The sequence below is a fragment of the Bradyrhizobium sp. ISRA464 genome (assembly GCF_029910095.1).
Taxonomy (GTDB): Bacteria; Pseudomonadota; Alphaproteobacteria; order Rhizobiales; family Xanthobacteraceae; genus Bradyrhizobium.
This window is the reverse complement of sequence record NZ_CP094526.1, coordinates 5,735,753-5,753,438: the sequence shown is the minus strand read 5'-3', so window position 1 is coordinate 5,753,438 and position 17,686 is coordinate 5,735,753. Positions and strand designations below refer to the sequence as shown.

Here is a 17,686-nt window from a genome sequence, read left to right as displayed (position 1 = left end):
CACCGAGTCCCATGCGGGGTTTCGCTGTTCGGGGGAGAGAAAGTGACGTTAGGATCAAAGGGCGAGTCAGCTTGAGCCTCATCCAGTCACCACGCCACATTTGAATCGCAGGGTGCCAAATCCGGTGGATGCGCAAAATCGGTCGACTGACGTATTGCCCAAGATCGGTGAGCATCGGAAGCATGGAAATGCGATTGGCCGCAAGCCATCCAGTTCGGATGGAGTGATCGGTAGTGCCGGAAAAGGATCGCGAACGTCGGAGCCAGCATCCCGGGCTTCGTAGAAGCCGCGGGCAGCACTGCAAGGAGACAGCAAATGGATAAAGTCACCTGTGAGTCATCCTGCGCCTGCGCTTCCAGGAACGACCGAGCGGACGAGTTGCGCCATCCTCTGGATCCTTTGAAGGCAGCAGAAATTCGTTCAATTGTGGAGATCGTCCGCAATGATCCGCAGTATGGCCCGGATTTCCTTTTTGAGACGATCGAGCTCCTGGAGCCGGAGAAGGCGGTCGTGCGTCAGTACAAGCGCGGAGATCCGATAAGGAGGGCGGCAAGGGTCAATCTCTTCAAAGTCAAAGAGGATGGCATCTGGCGCCTGACGGTCTCGTTGTCGGAAGGGAAGGTGCTCACGTCGAAGTATCTGCCAACTGCCAAGCCGATGATCCAGCTCGAGCAGTTCACCGCCATTGAAGATGCCGTGCGCGCAGATCCTCAGTTCATTGTGGCCTGCAGGAAGCGCGGCATCGAAGACATGTCGCTTGTCTGCATCGATCCGTGGTCGGCCGGCAATTTCGATATTCCGGGGGAAGACGGTCGTTATCTCGCCCACGTTTTCGCATGGGTACGTCTACGAGAGAACGATAACCTTTATGCGCACCCGATCGGCGGACTTAACGCCATCGTGGACATCAAGACTTACGAAATCATCCGTGTCGACGATCACGAGATCATTCCGATCCCCACAGCTGAGGTGAACTACGAGGTGGAGTTCATCAAAAACCCACGAACTCCCTACAAGCCGCTCAACATCGTCCAGCCTGAGGGCGTGTCATTCAGGCTTGATGGACATCGGCTGGAATGGGACCGCTGGTCGGTGCTCGTGGGTTTCAATTCTCGCGAAGGCCTGACCCTGCATGACATTAGCTATGACGGCCGGCCGATCGCGCACCGTGCATCGCTGGTGGAGATGGTCGTGCCGTACGGCACCACCGACAAGGGGCACTTCCGGAAGAATGTGTTCGACATCGGCGAATACGGTATCGGAAAGCTGGCCAACTCGCTGAAGCTCGGCTGCGACTGCCTCGGCGCCATCGCCTATCTCGACGCGCACCTCGCGACGATGGACGGCAACGTGGTTACCATCGAAAATGCCATCTGCATCCACGAGGAGGATGCCGGCCTGCTGTGGAAGCATTGGGACTTCCGCTCCAACAAGGTCGAATCGCGCCGTGCTCGCAGGCTGGTCATCTCCTGCATCGCGACGGTCGCCAACTACGAATATGGCCTGTTCTGGTACTTCCACACGGATGGCTCGATCCAATTCGAGCTCAAGGCAACCGGCATTATCAACACGGCCGCGTGTCATCCGGGGCGACCAGGCAAATACGGGAAGGAGGTCGCGCCTGGAGTTGTGGGCCACATTCACCAGCACATCTTCTGCGCGCGGCTGGACATGAACGTTGATGGCGACGACAATAGCGTCGTCGAGCTCAATACGCAGGCCGATCCCTGGGGGCCGGACAATGCCTATGGCAACGGCTTCTACGAGGATGAAACGGTTCTGAAGACCGAGCTGGGCGGTTGTCGTCAGGCGAACCCGGCGACACATAGGGCCTGGAAGATCATCAATCCCAGCCGCAAGAATTGGGTCGGCACGACGACGGGCTACAAGCTCGAGGCCAGTCATCCGGTGATGCCGTTCATCCATCCCGAGTCGCCGTCGGGTAGGCGATCGACTTTCATCAAGAACCAGCTCTGGGTCACCGCCTTCGATCCCGAAGAGCGTTATCCGGCCGGCGAACACATGAACCACTCCGATGGCACGGGAGGCGTCTCCGATTTCGTCAGGAAGAACCGGAACATCGAGAACACGGACATCGTGCTCTGGCACGTCTTCGGCCTTCACCATCAGGTGCGTCCCGAAGACTTTCCCGTTCAACCCTGCATCTTCACCGGCTTCAAGCTGATGCCCAGCGGCTTTTTCGATCGTAATCCCGGCATTGATCTCGCGCCCGACAGGAACACCGCGAGTTGTCATGCGCAGGCCGCCGAGTAAGGCACGGCTCGCCACCGCACCCGTCGCATCGCAGCTCATCCGGCCGGCATCGTGGACCGGCCGCCTCCCGTCGGTCCGACGAGTTCTGCGCGCGACGTCGACGACCTCTGTCGTCGTCGCTTTAGCGGTCTTTGTCAGCTCGGCCGCGCGTGTCCTCCCCGCGCTGCTGGCCGTCCCCATCCAGCGGGACCTGGGCTGGCAAATCTCCGACGTCGCCTCGCCGATCACGCTCGGCATCGCCGTCTCTGCATTTGCGTCGCAGCTGGCGGCGCATGGCCTTGAACGATGGGGCGTTCGATTGCCGCTGTTCGCCAGTCTGGTCCTCCTCGCGGTATCGCTTGCATCAACGATGCGCGCGACGTCGCCCTGGCACCTTGCTCTGGCCTGGGGGGTAGGCGTTGCCTTCAGCGGGGCCTTGAGCGCATCTATCCTGGGCGCGATGGTCGGCAGTCGTGGCAGCGCGGCGCATTGCGGCACGCGCTTTGGCCTTCTGACGTCGATGCAGTTCCTCGGGTCGGCGGCAGGACTGCTGCTCGGATCGCGCGCGGTCGAGGCGCTCGGTTGGCGCATTGCGTTCCATGCCGCTGCAGTCGTCGTACTGGCCGCAGCCTTCGCGGTCATCCTACTTGTCCCGGCATCCGGACAGAGAGTCACACCGCAGCGGTCGGCATTGAGCGGGCACTCGCCGTCTTGTCCGGAAGCGAGGTGTTGGCAGTTCTGGGCGCTGGCTGCGATCTTCTGCATCTGTGGCGCGTCGACATCCGGCTTGATCGACGGCGGACAAGGCATCCTCTGCATGGGCTCGGGTCTCGGTCTCTCATGGAGCGCCGACGTGATGGCCATCGTCCTGCTCGGCGGTGCGATCGGAAGTGTGACGAGCGGGTATCTCGCGGATCGCTATCCCGCACACATGCTGCTGGCCATTTACTTTGTCGCCCGCGCGCTCGCGCTACTGTGGCTGCCATTCACTGGCCTCAGCTTTGTCGAGCTGGCGCGACTCGGCGCGCTCTACGGCCTCGATGCGGCGCTGACGTTTCCAGCGCTCGTAAGGCTGATGTCCGCAAACCTCGGCAGTCACCGCACCGGCACGGCGATGGGTTGGATGATGGCAGCGCACGTGGCAGGAGCTACGATCGCTTCTGCCTGCGTCGGGGCCCTCGGCCCTGCAGGCTATGCGCTCGAGTTCGCGAGTGTTGGCCTTACCTGCCTCGTGGCCGCGGGGCTCGCGATACTGCTGAAGGGACCGTCGAAGGAGGACGGGCTATCCGGCTGATGCGGTCGCGGGACCGGTCAATGGCCGGCGAGCTTTCGGGAGCGCCGCGAAGGGTTCTCAGCCAGCAGTAGTCCTTCGGACACCGCCAGCGCCGCGAGCCGCGTGCGCGAGTCGCAACCCATCTTTGCGAGGATGTGCTCGATGTGCGTGGAGACGGTGCGGGGCGACACGAAGAGCTGCTCGGCGATGTTGGGATTTGAGGCGCCGCTTGTCACGAGGTGCAGGATCTGAATCTCGCGGAGCGAGAGATTGTACGGCCAGCGAATACATTCTTCGGTGATCAGGAGGATGTTTCCGCGGCAGGGCGTGATCGTGACCTGGTGGCAGCGGCCGGCGTCGTCCGGCCAGACGAAGCGTTGCGGTTTTGAGGACTTCGCCTTCTCCAGCACGAGCCGGCGAAGCTCTCCGCCTTCCCCGAGATGCGGCCCCGGACTGCGGTTGGGCAGGTGAAATGCAAAACCGTTCGGGGAGACGGCGAGCGCATACGAGCCTGGCGCCAGCTCATCGGCCAGAAGCTGTGGTGTCCTGAGCTGATCGCAGATGTTCAGCAGAATCGGGCGGAAGCGCTCCGTCATCTCGCGGCGTTCGTCGGTGGCGTGCGCCTCCCTGGACCAGCTCATATGGATGGCCCCGATGTAGCGGCCATCTGCGACGCGCAGGCACATCGTCGAACCTTCCCTGAATCCATCGGGCATCAGGTATTCTTGGGCGGTGAATGTATCCGGCAGATAGAGATTCCAGTCACGCTTGTAGTCTCGCCAGCGCAGCGAGTGCGTGTCCTTTTCGCGCGCGATGGCGTAAGCGGGGCAAGCGGCAGGGAATCCGTCGAGCACGTAGGACATCGTTCTGTCCGTATATCCGTCGTCGGCAAGAGACCGGTGGGTTCGGGATATCGGATCCATCGCGACCAGAGCGATTGCCTCGCTCCTCACGAACTCGCGTAACAGACGGGTGACCTGGGTCGCTTGATCGATGATCTGATCATTCAGGGCTGCCGCTGGTTTGTCGAGCCGGACGGTGGCTGACATCGTATGGTCGATCGCTGCCGAGTTCACGGTGAGCCTCCAGCTCGTGAAAGATCTTGCCGACGGTTCGTGATCGAATCTTCTTCTTGGCCGCTAACGATCCGTTAGCCCGGCGGGATTGCGGAGACCTCCGCGGCCTCAGAGCAAGGACCGCGCCAACCAACGCGAGGTGCCACATCACTACGGTGGCCATTCGCTCTGCTGATCTCGACTGTCCTGGATCGAAGTCAGACACCGAGCTGAAAGCTGCAATTGCATGTTAGAAGCGGTCGCTCCTCTAGTCAAAGCAGTGTCACACTTCGCCTCATTCAGGGCCAGCAATTCTGACGCGAGAGGACCCGCAGCGCCGTCGATTGATGAAAATCTGGGCTTGGCTTGCTGCGCAAGTTGTCCCCCCGAGCCCTGTTCGCACCCGCAGCGTAGTTCTGGATCACTCCGGGTCCCTCCAGACCGGCCTTCAAAATCGGTCAGCTGACGTATTGCTGAAAATCGGCAGAAAACCGAGGCTTTGATCCATGCGGTTCGGCCGCATCCACCGTCTCAGCCCGTAGGGATACGGATCGAGGCCGCTATCACCCGACGGTCGCCTGACCGCACCGTCTTAGCCCAACAGGAAATCCGGCCCGGTCTCGGTCGCGATGCCGAGCACCCGCGCGCGATTGCAGGAGAGGTTGCTCAGATGGTCTTCAAACTCACCAGGCGTTCAGTGACCGCGGGCATCGGCGCGGCCATCGCGGCACCATTTGTTGGACGGACGGCATTTGCGGCCCAGCCGATCGTTCTCGGCGTTCCCTACTGCCAGACGGCTGCGGCGGGTGTCGCGGACCATCAGGACTTCCTAAACGGCACGACGCTCGCGATGGAGGAGATCAATGCCGCGGGCGGCATTCTCGGCAGGCCGCTGAAGCTATCCACGACGGACATGAACGTTCTGTCGCCGGAATCCTCCAAGCAGGCGCTTGCCGCCTGCGTTGACGCCAAGGTCGACGCGATCTCGTTTGCTTTCACGCTCGTCCCGCTGCCGGCGATGGACGCAACCGTGAAGTACAAATGTCCGTACATCAACGGCAACGCGCAACGCGCCGGGACCTCTGCGGTCAAGGAGCATCCGGATAAATACAACCACATCTTCCAGTTCTGCCCGTCGGAGGTGAACTACGGATGGACCTATGCTCTCTGGCTGGAGGACGAGGAGCAGCGGGGCATCTGGAAGCCGAAGAACCGCAAGGTTCATATCATTCAGGAGCAGATCGGTTACTGCCAGACCATTTCGCGCGCCGCGCAGCAGGCGATCAAGCGGCGCGGCAAGTTCGAAGTCGCCCGCATTACGGACATCCAGTATCCCGTGCAGGACTGGGCGCCGGTCATTCGCGAGATGAAGGAAGTCGACGCCGCCGCAATCCTGGTGGACCATTGGGTGGCCGCTGAATACGCCGCGTTTTGCAAGCAGTTCGTTGCAAGCCCGGTGCGCGACTCGCTTGTCTATCTCCAGTACGGGCCATCGCAGCCAGAATTCCTCGAGCTTGCCGGATCGGCTGCGAACGGCTTCGTCTGGGGCACGACCATGGGCATTTATGGCGACGAGAGAGGTCGCGCCTACAGGCAGAAATACAAGAAACGTTTTCCCGGTATCGCGGGGCTCGCCTACACCGGCATTGCGTACGATCAAACCTATTACCTCAAGAAGGCCTGGGAGGCCGTCGGCGATCCCCGGAAGTTCAGCGAGGTCTGCGACTGGATCCGCGCCAATCCGCAGCGCGGCGTCTGCGGCTACGTCGACATGGGCAATCCCTACCAGGAGGCACTTCATTTCCCCGACAACGGCGGAGACGAACTGCAGGCGCGCAAGCTCGAGGCCGGCGTCGCGCAGCTCTATGTGCAGGTTCAGGGCGGTGAGCACAAGATCGTCTATCCCGGTCCTGTCTCGGAAACGAAGCTCATCTCTGCGCCGTGGTGGAGCTGATGCTCAGGCAACTCTCCTCGAGCGACAAGGCTGAACGGGGCGGGAAGCCTGTCCTGTTCTCCTGCAGCGGCATTTCGCTCGATCTCGGCGGCCGCGAAATTCTCCGCGACATCAGCCTGCACGTCCAGGCCGGGGAAGTGCTGGGCATCATCGGGCCGAACGGCGCGGGGAAGACCAGCCTGTTTGAAATCCTCTCCGGACGGATGTCGCCGAAGAGTGGCACGGTGTGGTTCAAGGGCGAGAACGTCACCGGTCTGCCGTTGTATTCCCGCTCCCGCCTAGGAATCGGCCGCACGTTCCAGACGCCGGTCGTGCCTGACGAGTTGACCGTCGGCGAGACGTTCAAGGCCGCGAGGCAGGCGCATCGTCCCTTCCTCACCAGGTTCGACGCGGAATATGGCGCCGACCTCGTCGGCCTGAAGGTCAGCGAGGATACGCCGGCTACGCAGCTCGAAACCTTCAACCGGCGCAAATTGCTGCTGGCCTGTCTGTTGATGCGCCGGCCGTCTCTGCTGCTGCTGGATGAGCCGGCGGCGGGCCTGATCAATTCGGAGGTCGACGAGATCGACACGCTGCTGCGCATCCTCGCCAAGGAGATGAATATCGCGATTCTGATCGTCGAGCACCGCATCGAACTCCTCGGGACAATTGCCGACCGCATTCTGGTGATGGATGCCGGCGAGGTCATCTCCGAGGGCTTGATGGACGATGTGATGGCGGATCCGAAGGTCCACGCGGCCTATTTCGAGGATTTCAGCGAAGAGGCCGAAGCATGAATATCTCGGTAAGCAATCATCTGCAGGGCGATCCGGCGCGTCAGCCCCAGCGCGAGGTGCTGAACGTCAGGGGCTTGTCTGCAGGCTACGGACCGGTTCGCGTCATCCACGATCTCGATCTCGTTGTTCAGTGTGGGGAGCGGATCGGCATTGTCGGCTTGAACGGTCACGGCAAGTCGACGCTGTTCTACGCAATCGCGGGGCTCACCGGCTGGCAGCGCGGCTCGATTAAGCTGAATGGCAGGGAGGTTGGGCGTACGCGAAGCCAGGGGCCCGGGCGCTACACCCACGAAATCGTGCGCGCAGGATTAGCGCTGATTCCCCAGGGTGACGAGATTTTCCATGGCCTGACAGTCGAGGAGCATCTCGATTCCGGTGCCTACACCGCGGCGGCGTGGCGCGATCGCGCCACGCGCAAGCTTCGCATCCTGGAGATCTTTCCACCCTTGCGGAAGCTGATGGGTGTACCGGTGGGTCGCCTGTCGGGCGGCGAACGGCGCATGGTGTCGATCGGTCGCGGCCTGATGACCGATGCGTCCTTGTTCTTGGTAGACGAGCCGTCGCTCGGGCTGGCGCCCAAGATCGGCAAGAGCGTGATCAACGCGCTGATGGCGGTCAAGCTCGGTGATGCCGCCATGATCATTGCAGAGCAGAACGTTGTACTGCTCGAGGGGCGGGTCGACCGCGTTATCGGTATGCATGTCGGCAAGCTCAAGGGTGAGGCCTCCGCCGCGCTCGCGTTGAACGTTTATCGAAAGGCGTAAGACATGGATATCTGGTTCATTGTCAGCAACACCATCGTTCTTGCGTGCATTTACGGCACGCTCGCGATCGGAATTTCGATCACGTGGTCGAGCCTCGGTCTGCTCAACCTGTCCTACGGCTTCATATTCGCATTCGCAGGGTATGGCGCTTGGATGTTTGCCCAGTATGTCTCCGCTTGGGGCCCAGCAGTGCTGGCTGCGGGTATCCTCGCCGGTGCTCTCGGGGGTGTGATCATCTGCGCTGTCGGCTTTATACCGATCCACGACAAGCCGAACTTCACCATTCGCGGCCTGATTGCGACGCTCGCGATCAATCTGATCGGCACGCAGTTCCTGCTCTGGTGGTTCGGTCCGCGTTCGAAGAGCCTTCCCGAGATTTTCGGCAATTGGTCGGTGTCCCTGCCGGGTGCTGTCTTCACGGCCGACAAGGTCGGCAACGTGGTGACGTCGGTCCTGATGCTCGCAGTCGTTCTGAGGTGGATGCAGTCGAGCCGGCGCGGCCTCGAAATCCGAGCGATGATGATGAATCCTCACGCCGCCTCCATTGTCGGCATCGGCGTGCGGCGGACCTCCTTCTACGTCATGGGCATCACGGGCGGATTGGCGGGTCTCGCGGCCGTCCTGCTCTCCCAGACCTACTACATCTCGCCGTTCGGTGGACTGATGCCAATGATCAAGGGCGTCAGCATTGCGCTTTGTGGCGGACTTGGCAGCGTGCGCGGCGCCGTTATCGCCGCGATCGTGCTCGGCCTCAACGAGGCGCTGACAGGCATGTCGATCGGCGGCCGCTACGTTCTTATCACCCAGTTCGTTGTGATTATCGTCATCCTCTTGGTCCGACCGCGCGGCATCGCCGGGCTGCTCGACAAGGCGAGGGAGGCCTGAGCAATGTCCCCTGATAGCGGCATCAAATGGCGCAATCCACTCTTCGTCTGGGGTGGCAAGCGCGACGTTGAAGAACTTCCGACCATTCCGTTCCGAAGCCATCAGGAGGTCTGGGAAAAGACGCGCCAATCGAAGACGAAGCTGATCCCGGTCGGCCGCCTGCGCTACTACTACAAATGGCCGGGCCATGGCAGAACGATGTGGAACCGCCTTCGCTACTGGCCGACGCGCCGTCGGGTGCTGCGCGTGCGCGGGGAATACAATCCCAAGACCTTGCGCGCGGAGAAGACGATCGTCGACAAGCGGCCGATCTGGTGGGTGCTGGGGCTTCTTGCGCTGGCGATCGCTCCCCTGTTCACGCCCGGCGACCTGCAGAACACGCTGCTGACAGCGGGAGCCACGTTCGGCATCTATTCGGCCATCAGCCTGTGCTGGATGCTCATCATGGGCACCGCGGGTGTCTTCTCGCTCGCCACCTATGCAGTGGTTGGGACGGCCGCGTTCGTTACGGCACTGCTTGCGATCAAGATCTCATTGCCTTGGTGGCTGTTGCCGCCCATCGGCGCGCTGGTGGGGCTGGTCTTCGGCGGGATCATCGCACTGCCGGCCACGCGGCTGGATGGCTTCTACTACGCGCTTCTTACCCTCGGGCTTAACGAGCTCTGCCGGGTCTACTTCGTCACCTCGAAGGAGTTTGGGTCCGCCAACGGCGGTTTGTATGGCGCAACGACCTACGTGCCGGAAGATTGGTCGCAGTTGGGTCAGCTGCTTTTGGCCTATTACGCCTGCTTCGGCCTGATGCTGCTCGCGCTGCTGCTCTACCGGTTCGTCAACGGCCGCAGGCTTGGCCGAATCCTTCGCATGGCGCCCGAAAAGCGCGAGGCGTTCGCCGAGGCGACCGGAGTGAACTTTCGCCAGGCGCGTGTCTGGGTGTTCCTCATCTCGTCGACGGCGCTGGGCTTCATCGGCGGATTCTACACCTCGAATTTCGGCGGCGTGGCGTTCTCGATCTTCAACTTCGACACCGTCCTGCTCGGCCTCGCCATGCTGGTAATCGGCGGCGTCGGACGTGCGGAAGGCGCGGTGGTCGGTACCCTCATAGTCGTGTTCTTCGATCAGGTGCTGAACACATGGGGGCCGGCCCGCTTCATAATCATCGGCCTCATCATGCTGCTGGTCGTTCTCTACCTCCGCAACGGGCTGTTCGGGATCAAGGCGCAGTTCCGTGCATGGCGCGACAAGAAGAAGAGCGAGCGGAGGTCGACGCGGGCGGAAAAGGGCGGCGAGATGCTGCCGGAGGAGGCGACCGAGACCGACGACAAGAGCATCATCTATCAGCGTCGCTACGACAAGATGACCCGCGACCATCTCAAGACGCTGGTGTCGCCGGAGATCATCGAGGAGCATCGCCACTCCCTCAATGGACAGCACAGCGAGGCACTCGAACGGCTGCTGATCTATTTCCGCACCCGTCCTCAGGTGGAGAAGTACGCCATCATGGCTGTGGAGCGCTTCGAGGGGTACCGCATCGTGGCGCTGTCCGGCCATCGCGGCGTGGCGCCGCGCGTGGTTGAGGACAGGATTTACTCAACACCGGATGAGGCCTGCCACGGCGTCTTCATGCGGCGCGTTCAGGATCTGCTGGAATCCTGATCGAACTTGAAATGAAGAAGTTGTGTCCGCCTGCGGGACGGACTTCGGGACGATCGCAAACGAGGGAGTTGGTGGTGACACCGGTCAGGCTATTTGGCTACACGGACAGGATCTCGGTCAAGCCGGGCGAGGCCATCCAGTTTTATGTCAGCGCCGAGGGAACGGAAACGGCCGAAGCGCAACTGGTGCGCCTGATCCATGGCGATCAAAACCCCGCAGGACCCGGCTTCGTCGAGCAAGAGGTAGCGTGCACCGCGAATGGTACGTGGCGGGTCGAGCGGCAGTTCACCCAAGTGGGATCGTTCCTCGAGGTCGATGACCCCGAAGGCCGGCTGGCGTTCGCTGACAGCTTCACCCTGTTCGCCTTCATCCACCCGACCTGGCCGGCGTCCGGAAAGCGCCAAACCATCATCGGCCGGTGGGACGGCGACCGGAAGCAGGGCTATGGGATCGGCCTCGACGAGAAGGGTTGCTTGCAGTTCTGGATCGGACGCGGCGAAGAGACCGTCGAGCGCTTGGCCGCCGACGTCCCTCTGCAGGTGCAGATGTGGTATTTCGTGGCCGCGACCTTCGATGCCAGGACTCGGCAAGCGACCTTGTATCAGGTCGGCGTTGGCAACAGGTACAACGGCCTGTTGGGCAAAGTTGCACTGGTTGATTACGACTCCCACACCTCAGCGATCTTCCGGAGCAAGCCTGGCAACCTCGCCTCAACTCCGTTCCTGATGGCAGGCTCGCGCGGCCGCGATGCGCAACAGCGTGCATGCGCGTCGGAGCTTTATTGGGGCAAGATCGATCGGTGCGGCGCGTTTGATCAGCCCCTACAGCCCGCCGAGCTCGACACGATCAGGAGCGGCCTTGTCCCCGCAATGGAAAACCTGGTTGCTTTCTGGGACACGAGCGCAGGATACACCGACCGCGGCATCGGCGATCTCGTGGTCGACGTCGGGTGGCACAAGCTGAATGCCAGAGGATACAACCGGCCCGTTCGCGGCCAGACCGGCTGGAACTGGAACGGCTTCACCGACTGCTTCCGTCTGGCTCCGCACGAGTTCGGGGGGATCGAATTTCATGCCGACGCGCTGACGGACTGCAATTGGACGTCGACCAGGGTCGTCACGCTGCCACGCGGTCTCAAAAGCGGCTGCTATGCCATGCGACTGCGCTCAGGTAGCGGAACGAGGTTGAGCGAGGAGCACGTCGTCTTTTTCGTGCGGCCGGAAAAGCCGCAGGCGCGCATTGCATTCCTGTTTCCGACGCTGACTTACCTTGCCTTTGCGAACGAGCGGCTGAGCTTCGATCATCCTGAGCGCGAAGCCCTGACGGGCCAGCCGGCCGTGCTGTCCGACATCGATATCGAGATGTACATGCGGGCCGATTTCGGGCTGTCGACCTACGACATGCACGCCGACGGCAGCGGCGTGTGCTACAGCTCCTATCACCGGCCGATTATGAACATGCGGCCGAAATACAGAACGCCGAGTTTCGACGTGGCGTCGGGGTTGGCTGCGGATCTCTCGATCATCGCATGGCTCGACCAGAGCGACTTCGACTACGAGGTCCTGACCGACGAGGATCTGCATCGCGATGGGTCGGCGGCATTGTCGCCGTACGCCTGCGTCATCAGCGGCACGCGGCCTGAATACTACACCGAGCGCATGCTGGATGCGACCGAGGATTATATCGCCGGCGGCGGCCGCTACATCTATGCGGGCGGCAACGGATTCAACGCCACTGCGGGCGTTCGCGATGGCGAACCGTGGATCGTGGAGTGTCGCCGCCGTGATGACGGGTACAAGCCGTGGATATCGCGCTATGGCGAGCACTACATGGCCACGGACGGGATGCGCGGCGGCCCCTGGAAGGTGCTTGGACGGGCGACCCAGAAGCTGGTCGGGATCGGCCTAAGCAGCTCGGGCGGTGGACGAAGCGAGCCGTACCGGCGGATGCCGGACAGCTATCACCGCACCGTGTCCTGGATCACCAAAGGTGTCGATGGCGAGATCATCGGCGACTTCGGCCTTGCCAACAACGGCGCGGCGGGGCTGGCCCTTGACTATTACGACCGCGCCCTGGGCACACCGCCGCACACCAGGATCATCGCTTCGTCGGGGGGGCACACCGACAGCTATGTCGTGAACCAGCAACTCGTTCTTTATTCCTATCTTGGCCTCTATGGCTCGTATGACTGGCGCGTTCATGCCGACATGACCTACTTCACGGCGCCCCATGGAGGGGCTGTGTTCGCGTGCGGCTCGGTCGCGTTCGCGCAATCGCTGCCGGTCAACAATTTCAGAAACAACTCGTCCTGCGTGCTGGCCAACGTTGTCGAGGCGTTCGTCCGGGCGGGCAGGTTGCCCGGGTTCGCCTGGGTCAATGAGGAAAAGCAGTGGGCTTGAAACATCCGTCTCAGGATGCCGTGCCGGTACGCCCGGCCGGCACCGTTCACGACAGACATTTGCAGATTCCGGGGAGTTGAGGATGCTGCCTCTCGAGTACGACAGATCTCAGGACCGCGACATTGTCGTTCGGGATCGCTTTGACAACTTCCGCCGCGACTTTCTGCGGACCCTTGTGACGCCCGAGATGATCGAGGAGCACCGGCGGTCGCCGCTGGGCCAGCACAGCGAGCGGCTCGAGCGATTGTTGATCTATTTCCGTCAACGACCGCTGGACGAAAGATATGCGGTCAAGGTCGTCGAGCCGTTCCGCAAGTATCAGGTGGTCAGGCTGTCGGGGCATCGAGGGACCTCCCCGCGCGTGGTTGACGAGGCCATCTACGCCTCGGCGAACGAGGCCTGTCATGGCCTCTTCCTGCGCTGCATTCGCGACCTTCTCGAAGCCTAGAGATATAGCTGCAACACGCTGGATGGGGCAGGCGCCTCGCTCAGCTTCTCGATTGGAAACTCCGCACCATGGCGCAGATCAAGATATTCGGTTACGCAGACAAGATCTCGGTGAAGCCCGGGGATACCATCCAGTTCCATGTCAGCGCCGACGGCACGTCCACCGCTGAAGCCCATCTCGTGCGTCTGATCCATGGCGACGAGCACCCGCATGGTCCGGGATTCATCGAGGAGGAAATCGACTGCGTCGCAAACGGCACCTGGCGGGTCGAGAAGCAGTTCACGCAGGTCGGATCCTTTCTCGAGGTCGCCGACCCCGACCGCAAGCTCGCGCTGGATGGCAGCATCACGCTTTGTGCATTCATCTGGCCGACATGGCCGGATGTCGGGCATCGCCAATGTCTGCTCGGCCGCTGGGACAATGACAAGAACCGCGGCTACGGCCTCGGGATCAATCCGAGCGGCAGGCTGGAGTTCTGGGTCGGGAGCGGGAACGAGGTCGATTATCTGCAGACGGAGCTGCCGTTGCAGAAACAGGCCTGGTATTTCGTCGCGGCCACCTTCGATGCGCGAAGCGGTCGCGCCACCCTCTACCAAGAAGGGGTCATGAACCGCTACAATAGCTTGCTCAGCAAGGTCGCGCCGGTCGAATATCGATCGCATGTGTCAGAGGTGTTTCGGTTCGGGCAAAACAACCTGTCCGATACGCCGTTCCTCGTGGCCGGTTCGCGCGATTGGCACGCACTGCGCGGTCACTTCGTGTCGCAGCTCTACTGCGGGAAGATCGACCGATGTGGTGTGTTCGATCGCCCATTGGGTCGCGATGAGCTCGACGTGATCCGCTCGGGCGGGCAGCCTCCGTCATACGGCATGGTGGCATATTGGGACACCACGAAGGGTTACACGGATCACGGCATCGGCGATGTCGTGGTCGACATCGGACCAAACCGGCTAAATGCGAACGGCCACAACAGGCCGGTGCGAGCGCAGACCGGCTACAACTGGAACGGCCGTAATGACTGCTTCCGTCTCGCCCCGCATGAATACGGCGGCATCGAATTCCACGCCGACGCAATGATCGACAGCAACTGGAAAGTCACAAAGAGGCTTGAGCTGCCCGAAACGCTGCGCAGCGGCGCCTACGCGATGCGAGTACGCGGTGGCGACGGCAAGGGCCTGGCCGAGGAGTACATCGTCTTCTTCGTCCGGCCGCGCGTGCCAAGCGGGCGAATCGCTCTGCTGTTTTCCACCGCCACCTATATCGCCTATGCCAATGAGCGCTTCGCGACCGACGGCCACATTGTGCAGCCAATGGCCGGTCAGCCACCGACGATCTCCGAGGTCGACATTGAAATCTACGAAAATCCGGAATTTGGCGGAGGCTGTTACGACTCGCACGCGGATGGCGCGGGCATCTGCTATTCGAGCTATCGTCGCCCGATGGTGAACATGCGGCCGAAATACCGGATCTCCGCCTTCGATCTGCCTTGGAATTTCCCAGCGGATCTCTCGATCTTGGCATGGCTTGAGCACAAGGGATACGACTACGACGTCTTGACCGATGAAGATGTTCATCGCGAGGGTGTCGCCGCGATGGCCCCCTATGCATGCATTCTCAATTCCACGCATCCGGAATATCATTCCGAACGCATGCTCGATGCACACGAGGACTATATCGCCGGTGGTGGGCGCTTCATCTGCATGGGTGCGAACAGCTTCTGCTGTAATGTGGCGTTTCGCGACGACGAACCGTGGATCATGGAATGCCGCAAAACCGGTGGACACTGGATCGCCTGGGCGGCACGGCCGGGCGAGTATTACCTCGCCACGACGGGGCAGATGGGCGGAATCTGGACCGGCTTCCAGCGCTGGGGCCAGAAGCTGGTCGGCAACACGTTTGCCGGCGAGGGCTTCGCCCATAGCCAGCCTTACCGGCGGATGCCTGACAGCTATGATCCCGCGCTGGCCTGGATCACCGAGGGAATCGAGGGGGAGCTTATCGGCGATTTCGGCTTGGGCAACGGCGGAGCGGCGGGCATCGAGATCGACTGCTATAAGCTGGGGTTCGGCACACCGCCCAACACCAAAATCATCGCATCGTCGGGTGGTCACCCCGACAACTACATCGCCCACGACGAGGAGGGGGCGCACGCGCATCAGGGTTTCAGCGGGACGCACAACTATATCCTGCGGGCCGATATGGTGTACTTCGAGGCGCCGAATGACGGTGCGGTGTTTGCGACTGGATCTATCGCATTCGGCAGTGCCCTGCCCATCAACGGCTTCGAGAACAACGTCTCGCAGCTCCTAAGCAACGTGGTGAACGCCTTCGTCAGGCCGGGTCCGTTACCAAGCTTACTGCACAAGCTCCAGCCGAGCACGGGAAGGACTGAGAACGTCGCCTAGCTTGTCCTCCACCTCACGTGCGAGGTGTGCTCTACGTATCAATGTGTGATGGCAGAACCTCGATGGGGCTACTAGTCAGCAGCCGCTCGAGCTTCTATGTGGTTTGGAATCACAGATACAAGTTCCGCTAGCAGACCAGCAGTCTGCTTCCTTCGCTGAGTTGGCCGCTGCCTTTCGGCGGCTGCCCTTTCTCCAAACAAGCTGATGGAAGTGATGGGCAGCGTTTGGCGCTGGGCGACCATTGAGCGGGATCCACGCGCTGGCGAGCGGCGATATGCGATCTCTCCGCGGCTGTGCTACAAAAATAGTCTTTGATCGCGCAAGACGGTGTTTCAGATGGCTATCATCGATCCTGACCTTCGTCGCACATGGATCTTCGGAGCTGCCGCGGACCGTACGGCGCACGTTGCCATGCTGGATAGCGGTGCCGATGCGCTGATCGTGGATCTTGAGGACTTCCGCCGCCACAAAGACGGAGTGAGGCGCAGCGAGCTGCTGGAGGCTTAGGTCGAGGATTGTCGAACGCGCCAGCGCGTCGCGGCCATACGCATCAATGCCCGGGAAGCAGATGGCATGCTTGACCTGGCAGCGGCGATGAGGGCGCGGCCCGATGTCATCGCTTACCCGATGAGTGAAAGCGCGGCGCAGATGCATGCGTTGCATGCGGCGATAACGCATTGGGAAGCCGCACTCGATATCGCAGAGAACAGCACCGAAATACTGCCGGTGTGTGAAACCGCACTGGGCGTTGTCGATGTCCGCGCGATCGCCGCGGGAAGTCCGCGTATTCGCTGTGCCTTGCTGGGAGCCGAGGACCTGGCCAACGATCTTTGTGCGGAACGCGGCACCGATGCCGTAGAGCTAAGACCATGCGCGCAGACGCTTTGTTCTGGAAACCCGTGCGGCCGGGATTGAGCCTATCGATGCGCCCTACACGTTCACCGATCTTGAGGGGGCGGTGCGCGAGGCGAAATTTGCTCGCCGCCTGGGCTATCGCAGCAAATCCTTGGTTCGGCCGGACCATGCGAAGGCGCTGAATGAGGTGCTCACCCCCGCCGCCGATGAACTCACACGTGCGCAGGCGATCATCGATGGTTTGACGCCGCCCGATCTCCTCTGTATCCGATCGTTCGAACCGACGACCAAACAACAAGTACCGCGACAACGCTGTTGCGGCTAGTTCAACGATGTTGCCCTTAGTCGCTGCGCAAACCGTAGCTTCTGAGCGTGGGGTCGGAGGACGGATTCGCGTTTTGGGAGCCGTTTCGCAGAGATCGGGTGTTTGCGCCTCCTGTATCTGAAGTTGCCCAATCCACATTCGAGGCGCGTCGGATTACGTACAAAAAGCGGCTTTCGGCGCGCTATCAAGGCGTGACTGGGCCAGCTAGGCTGCTCGCCGATAGGAAAACAGCGCTTCCGAATTAGTAGGTTTAGCGGTGTAGCGGACCCCCGCTACCACGGGCCACGATTTTGTACGCCAAACTACGATTTCCCGCGATTTCGCACGCTCGATGGTAGCGCCGCGAGTATCTGCGATTCCTCACATCCCGCACAGGCCTCAGTTGCCATGACAAAAAGAAGCCGGGGTTAGGAAAGCCGGTCTGGGACAAGAGCTTGGTCAGACTTGCTTTGATGTGGGTTGCTCGCTGCGCTGGCTGAACTTGAGAACAGAGAATCCTAAAACAAAAATCGTAGCCGCTGGGGGCGCCTCCGATACAAATATGTTCGACTGATCGTAGCGTCTGGTCAGCGAAACGCTGGGATAGCCTCCAGCGGCGATGTCCGCTCACACACTTACTGCCAAGACGATACTTCATATTC

The 17,686-nt window shown here is 61.4% G+C and carries 14 protein-coding genes; 13 read left to right on the top strand and 1 reads right to left on the bottom strand.

All coding sequences use genetic code 11. The features are described 5' to 3' along the window. Positions 1-315: 315 nt before the first annotated feature. A complete protein-coding gene (locus MTX19_RS26845) occupies positions 316-2,274 on the top strand; it encodes a primary-amine oxidase (RefSeq protein ID WP_280980080.1) in 1,959 nt (652 codons plus the stop codon). Beyond that, positions 2,255-3,547 (top strand): MFS transporter, encoded by a 1,293-nt coding sequence (locus tag MTX19_RS26840; RefSeq protein ID WP_280980079.1) that lies wholly within the window; start codon positions 2,255-2,257, stop codon positions 3,545-3,547. The genes MTX19_RS26845 and MTX19_RS26840 overlap by 20 nt, the downstream gene beginning before the upstream one ends. Before the next feature lie 17 nt (positions 3,548-3,564). On the opposite strand, the gene MTX19_RS26835 is transcribed toward MTX19_RS26840, so the two are convergent. After that, a complete protein-coding gene (locus tag MTX19_RS26835; RefSeq protein ID WP_280980078.1) occupies positions 3,565-4,602 on the bottom strand; it encodes a LuxR C-terminal-related transcriptional regulator in 1,038 nt (345 codons plus the stop codon). A 649-nt stretch (positions 4,603-5,251) separates the two neighbouring features. Here MTX19_RS26835 and MTX19_RS26830 point away from each other — a divergent pair. The 11 genes from MTX19_RS26830 to MTX19_RS26780 all read left to right on the top strand — a co-directional run bounded on the left by MTX19_RS26830 (position 5,252) and on the right by MTX19_RS26780 (position 17,045). Then, on the top strand, positions 5,252-6,535 hold the full coding sequence (locus MTX19_RS26830) for an ABC transporter substrate-binding protein (RefSeq protein WP_280980077.1): 1,284 nt from the start codon (positions 5,252-5,254) through the stop codon (positions 6,533-6,535). Next, a complete protein-coding gene (locus tag MTX19_RS26825) occupies positions 6,535-7,311 on the top strand; it encodes an ATP-binding cassette domain-containing protein (RefSeq protein WP_280980076.1) in 777 nt (258 codons plus the stop codon). The genes MTX19_RS26830 and MTX19_RS26825 overlap by 1 nt, the downstream gene beginning before the upstream one ends. After that, positions 7,308-8,075, top strand: a complete 768-nt coding sequence (locus tag MTX19_RS26820) for an ATP-binding cassette domain-containing protein (RefSeq protein WP_280980075.1) — start codon at positions 7,308-7,310, stop codon at positions 8,073-8,075. Before MTX19_RS26825 ends, MTX19_RS26820 begins: the two co-directional genes overlap by 4 nt. A gap of 3 nt (positions 8,076-8,078) precedes the next feature. Further along, the gene (locus tag MTX19_RS26815; RefSeq protein WP_280980074.1) at positions 8,079-8,960 is read left to right on the top strand and encodes a branched-chain amino acid ABC transporter permease; all 882 of its coding nucleotides are present in this window, start codon (positions 8,079-8,081) and stop codon (positions 8,958-8,960) included. Between the two features lie 3 nt (positions 8,961-8,963). Further along, on the top strand, positions 8,964-10,613 hold the full coding sequence (locus MTX19_RS26810) for a branched-chain amino acid ABC transporter permease (protein ID WP_280980073.1): 1,650 nt from the start codon (positions 8,964-8,966) through the stop codon (positions 10,611-10,613). Positions 10,614-10,687: 74 nt separating this feature from the next. Continuing rightward, positions 10,688-13,012 (top strand): N,N-dimethylformamidase beta subunit family domain-containing protein, encoded by a 2,325-nt coding sequence (locus MTX19_RS26805; RefSeq protein WP_280985549.1) that lies wholly within the window; start codon positions 10,688-10,690, stop codon positions 13,010-13,012. 82 nt (positions 13,013-13,094) lie between these two features. Beyond that, positions 13,095-13,460, top strand: a complete 366-nt coding sequence (locus tag MTX19_RS26800; RefSeq protein ID WP_280980070.1) for a hypothetical protein — start codon at positions 13,095-13,097, stop codon at positions 13,458-13,460. A gap of 68 nt (positions 13,461-13,528) precedes the next feature. Further along, entirely contained in the window at positions 13,529-15,865 is a 2,337-nt protein-coding gene (locus MTX19_RS26795; RefSeq protein WP_280980069.1) for a N,N-dimethylformamidase beta subunit family domain-containing protein, read from the top strand. A gap of 336 nt (positions 15,866-16,201) precedes the next feature. Beyond that, complete coding sequence (locus tag MTX19_RS26790) at positions 16,202-16,372, top strand: hypothetical protein (protein ID WP_280980068.1); 171 nt, start codon at positions 16,202-16,204, stop codon at positions 16,370-16,372. Positions 16,373-16,408: 36 nt separating this feature from the next. Further along, positions 16,409-16,780 (top strand): aldolase/citrate lyase family protein, encoded by a 372-nt coding sequence (locus MTX19_RS26785; protein ID WP_348638322.1) that lies wholly within the window; start codon positions 16,409-16,411, stop codon positions 16,778-16,780. 43 nt (positions 16,781-16,823) lie between these two features. Then, a complete protein-coding gene (locus tag MTX19_RS26780) occupies positions 16,824-17,045 on the top strand; it encodes a hypothetical protein (RefSeq protein WP_280980067.1) in 222 nt (73 codons plus the stop codon). The last annotated feature ends 641 nt before the right edge of the window (positions 17,046-17,686 follow it).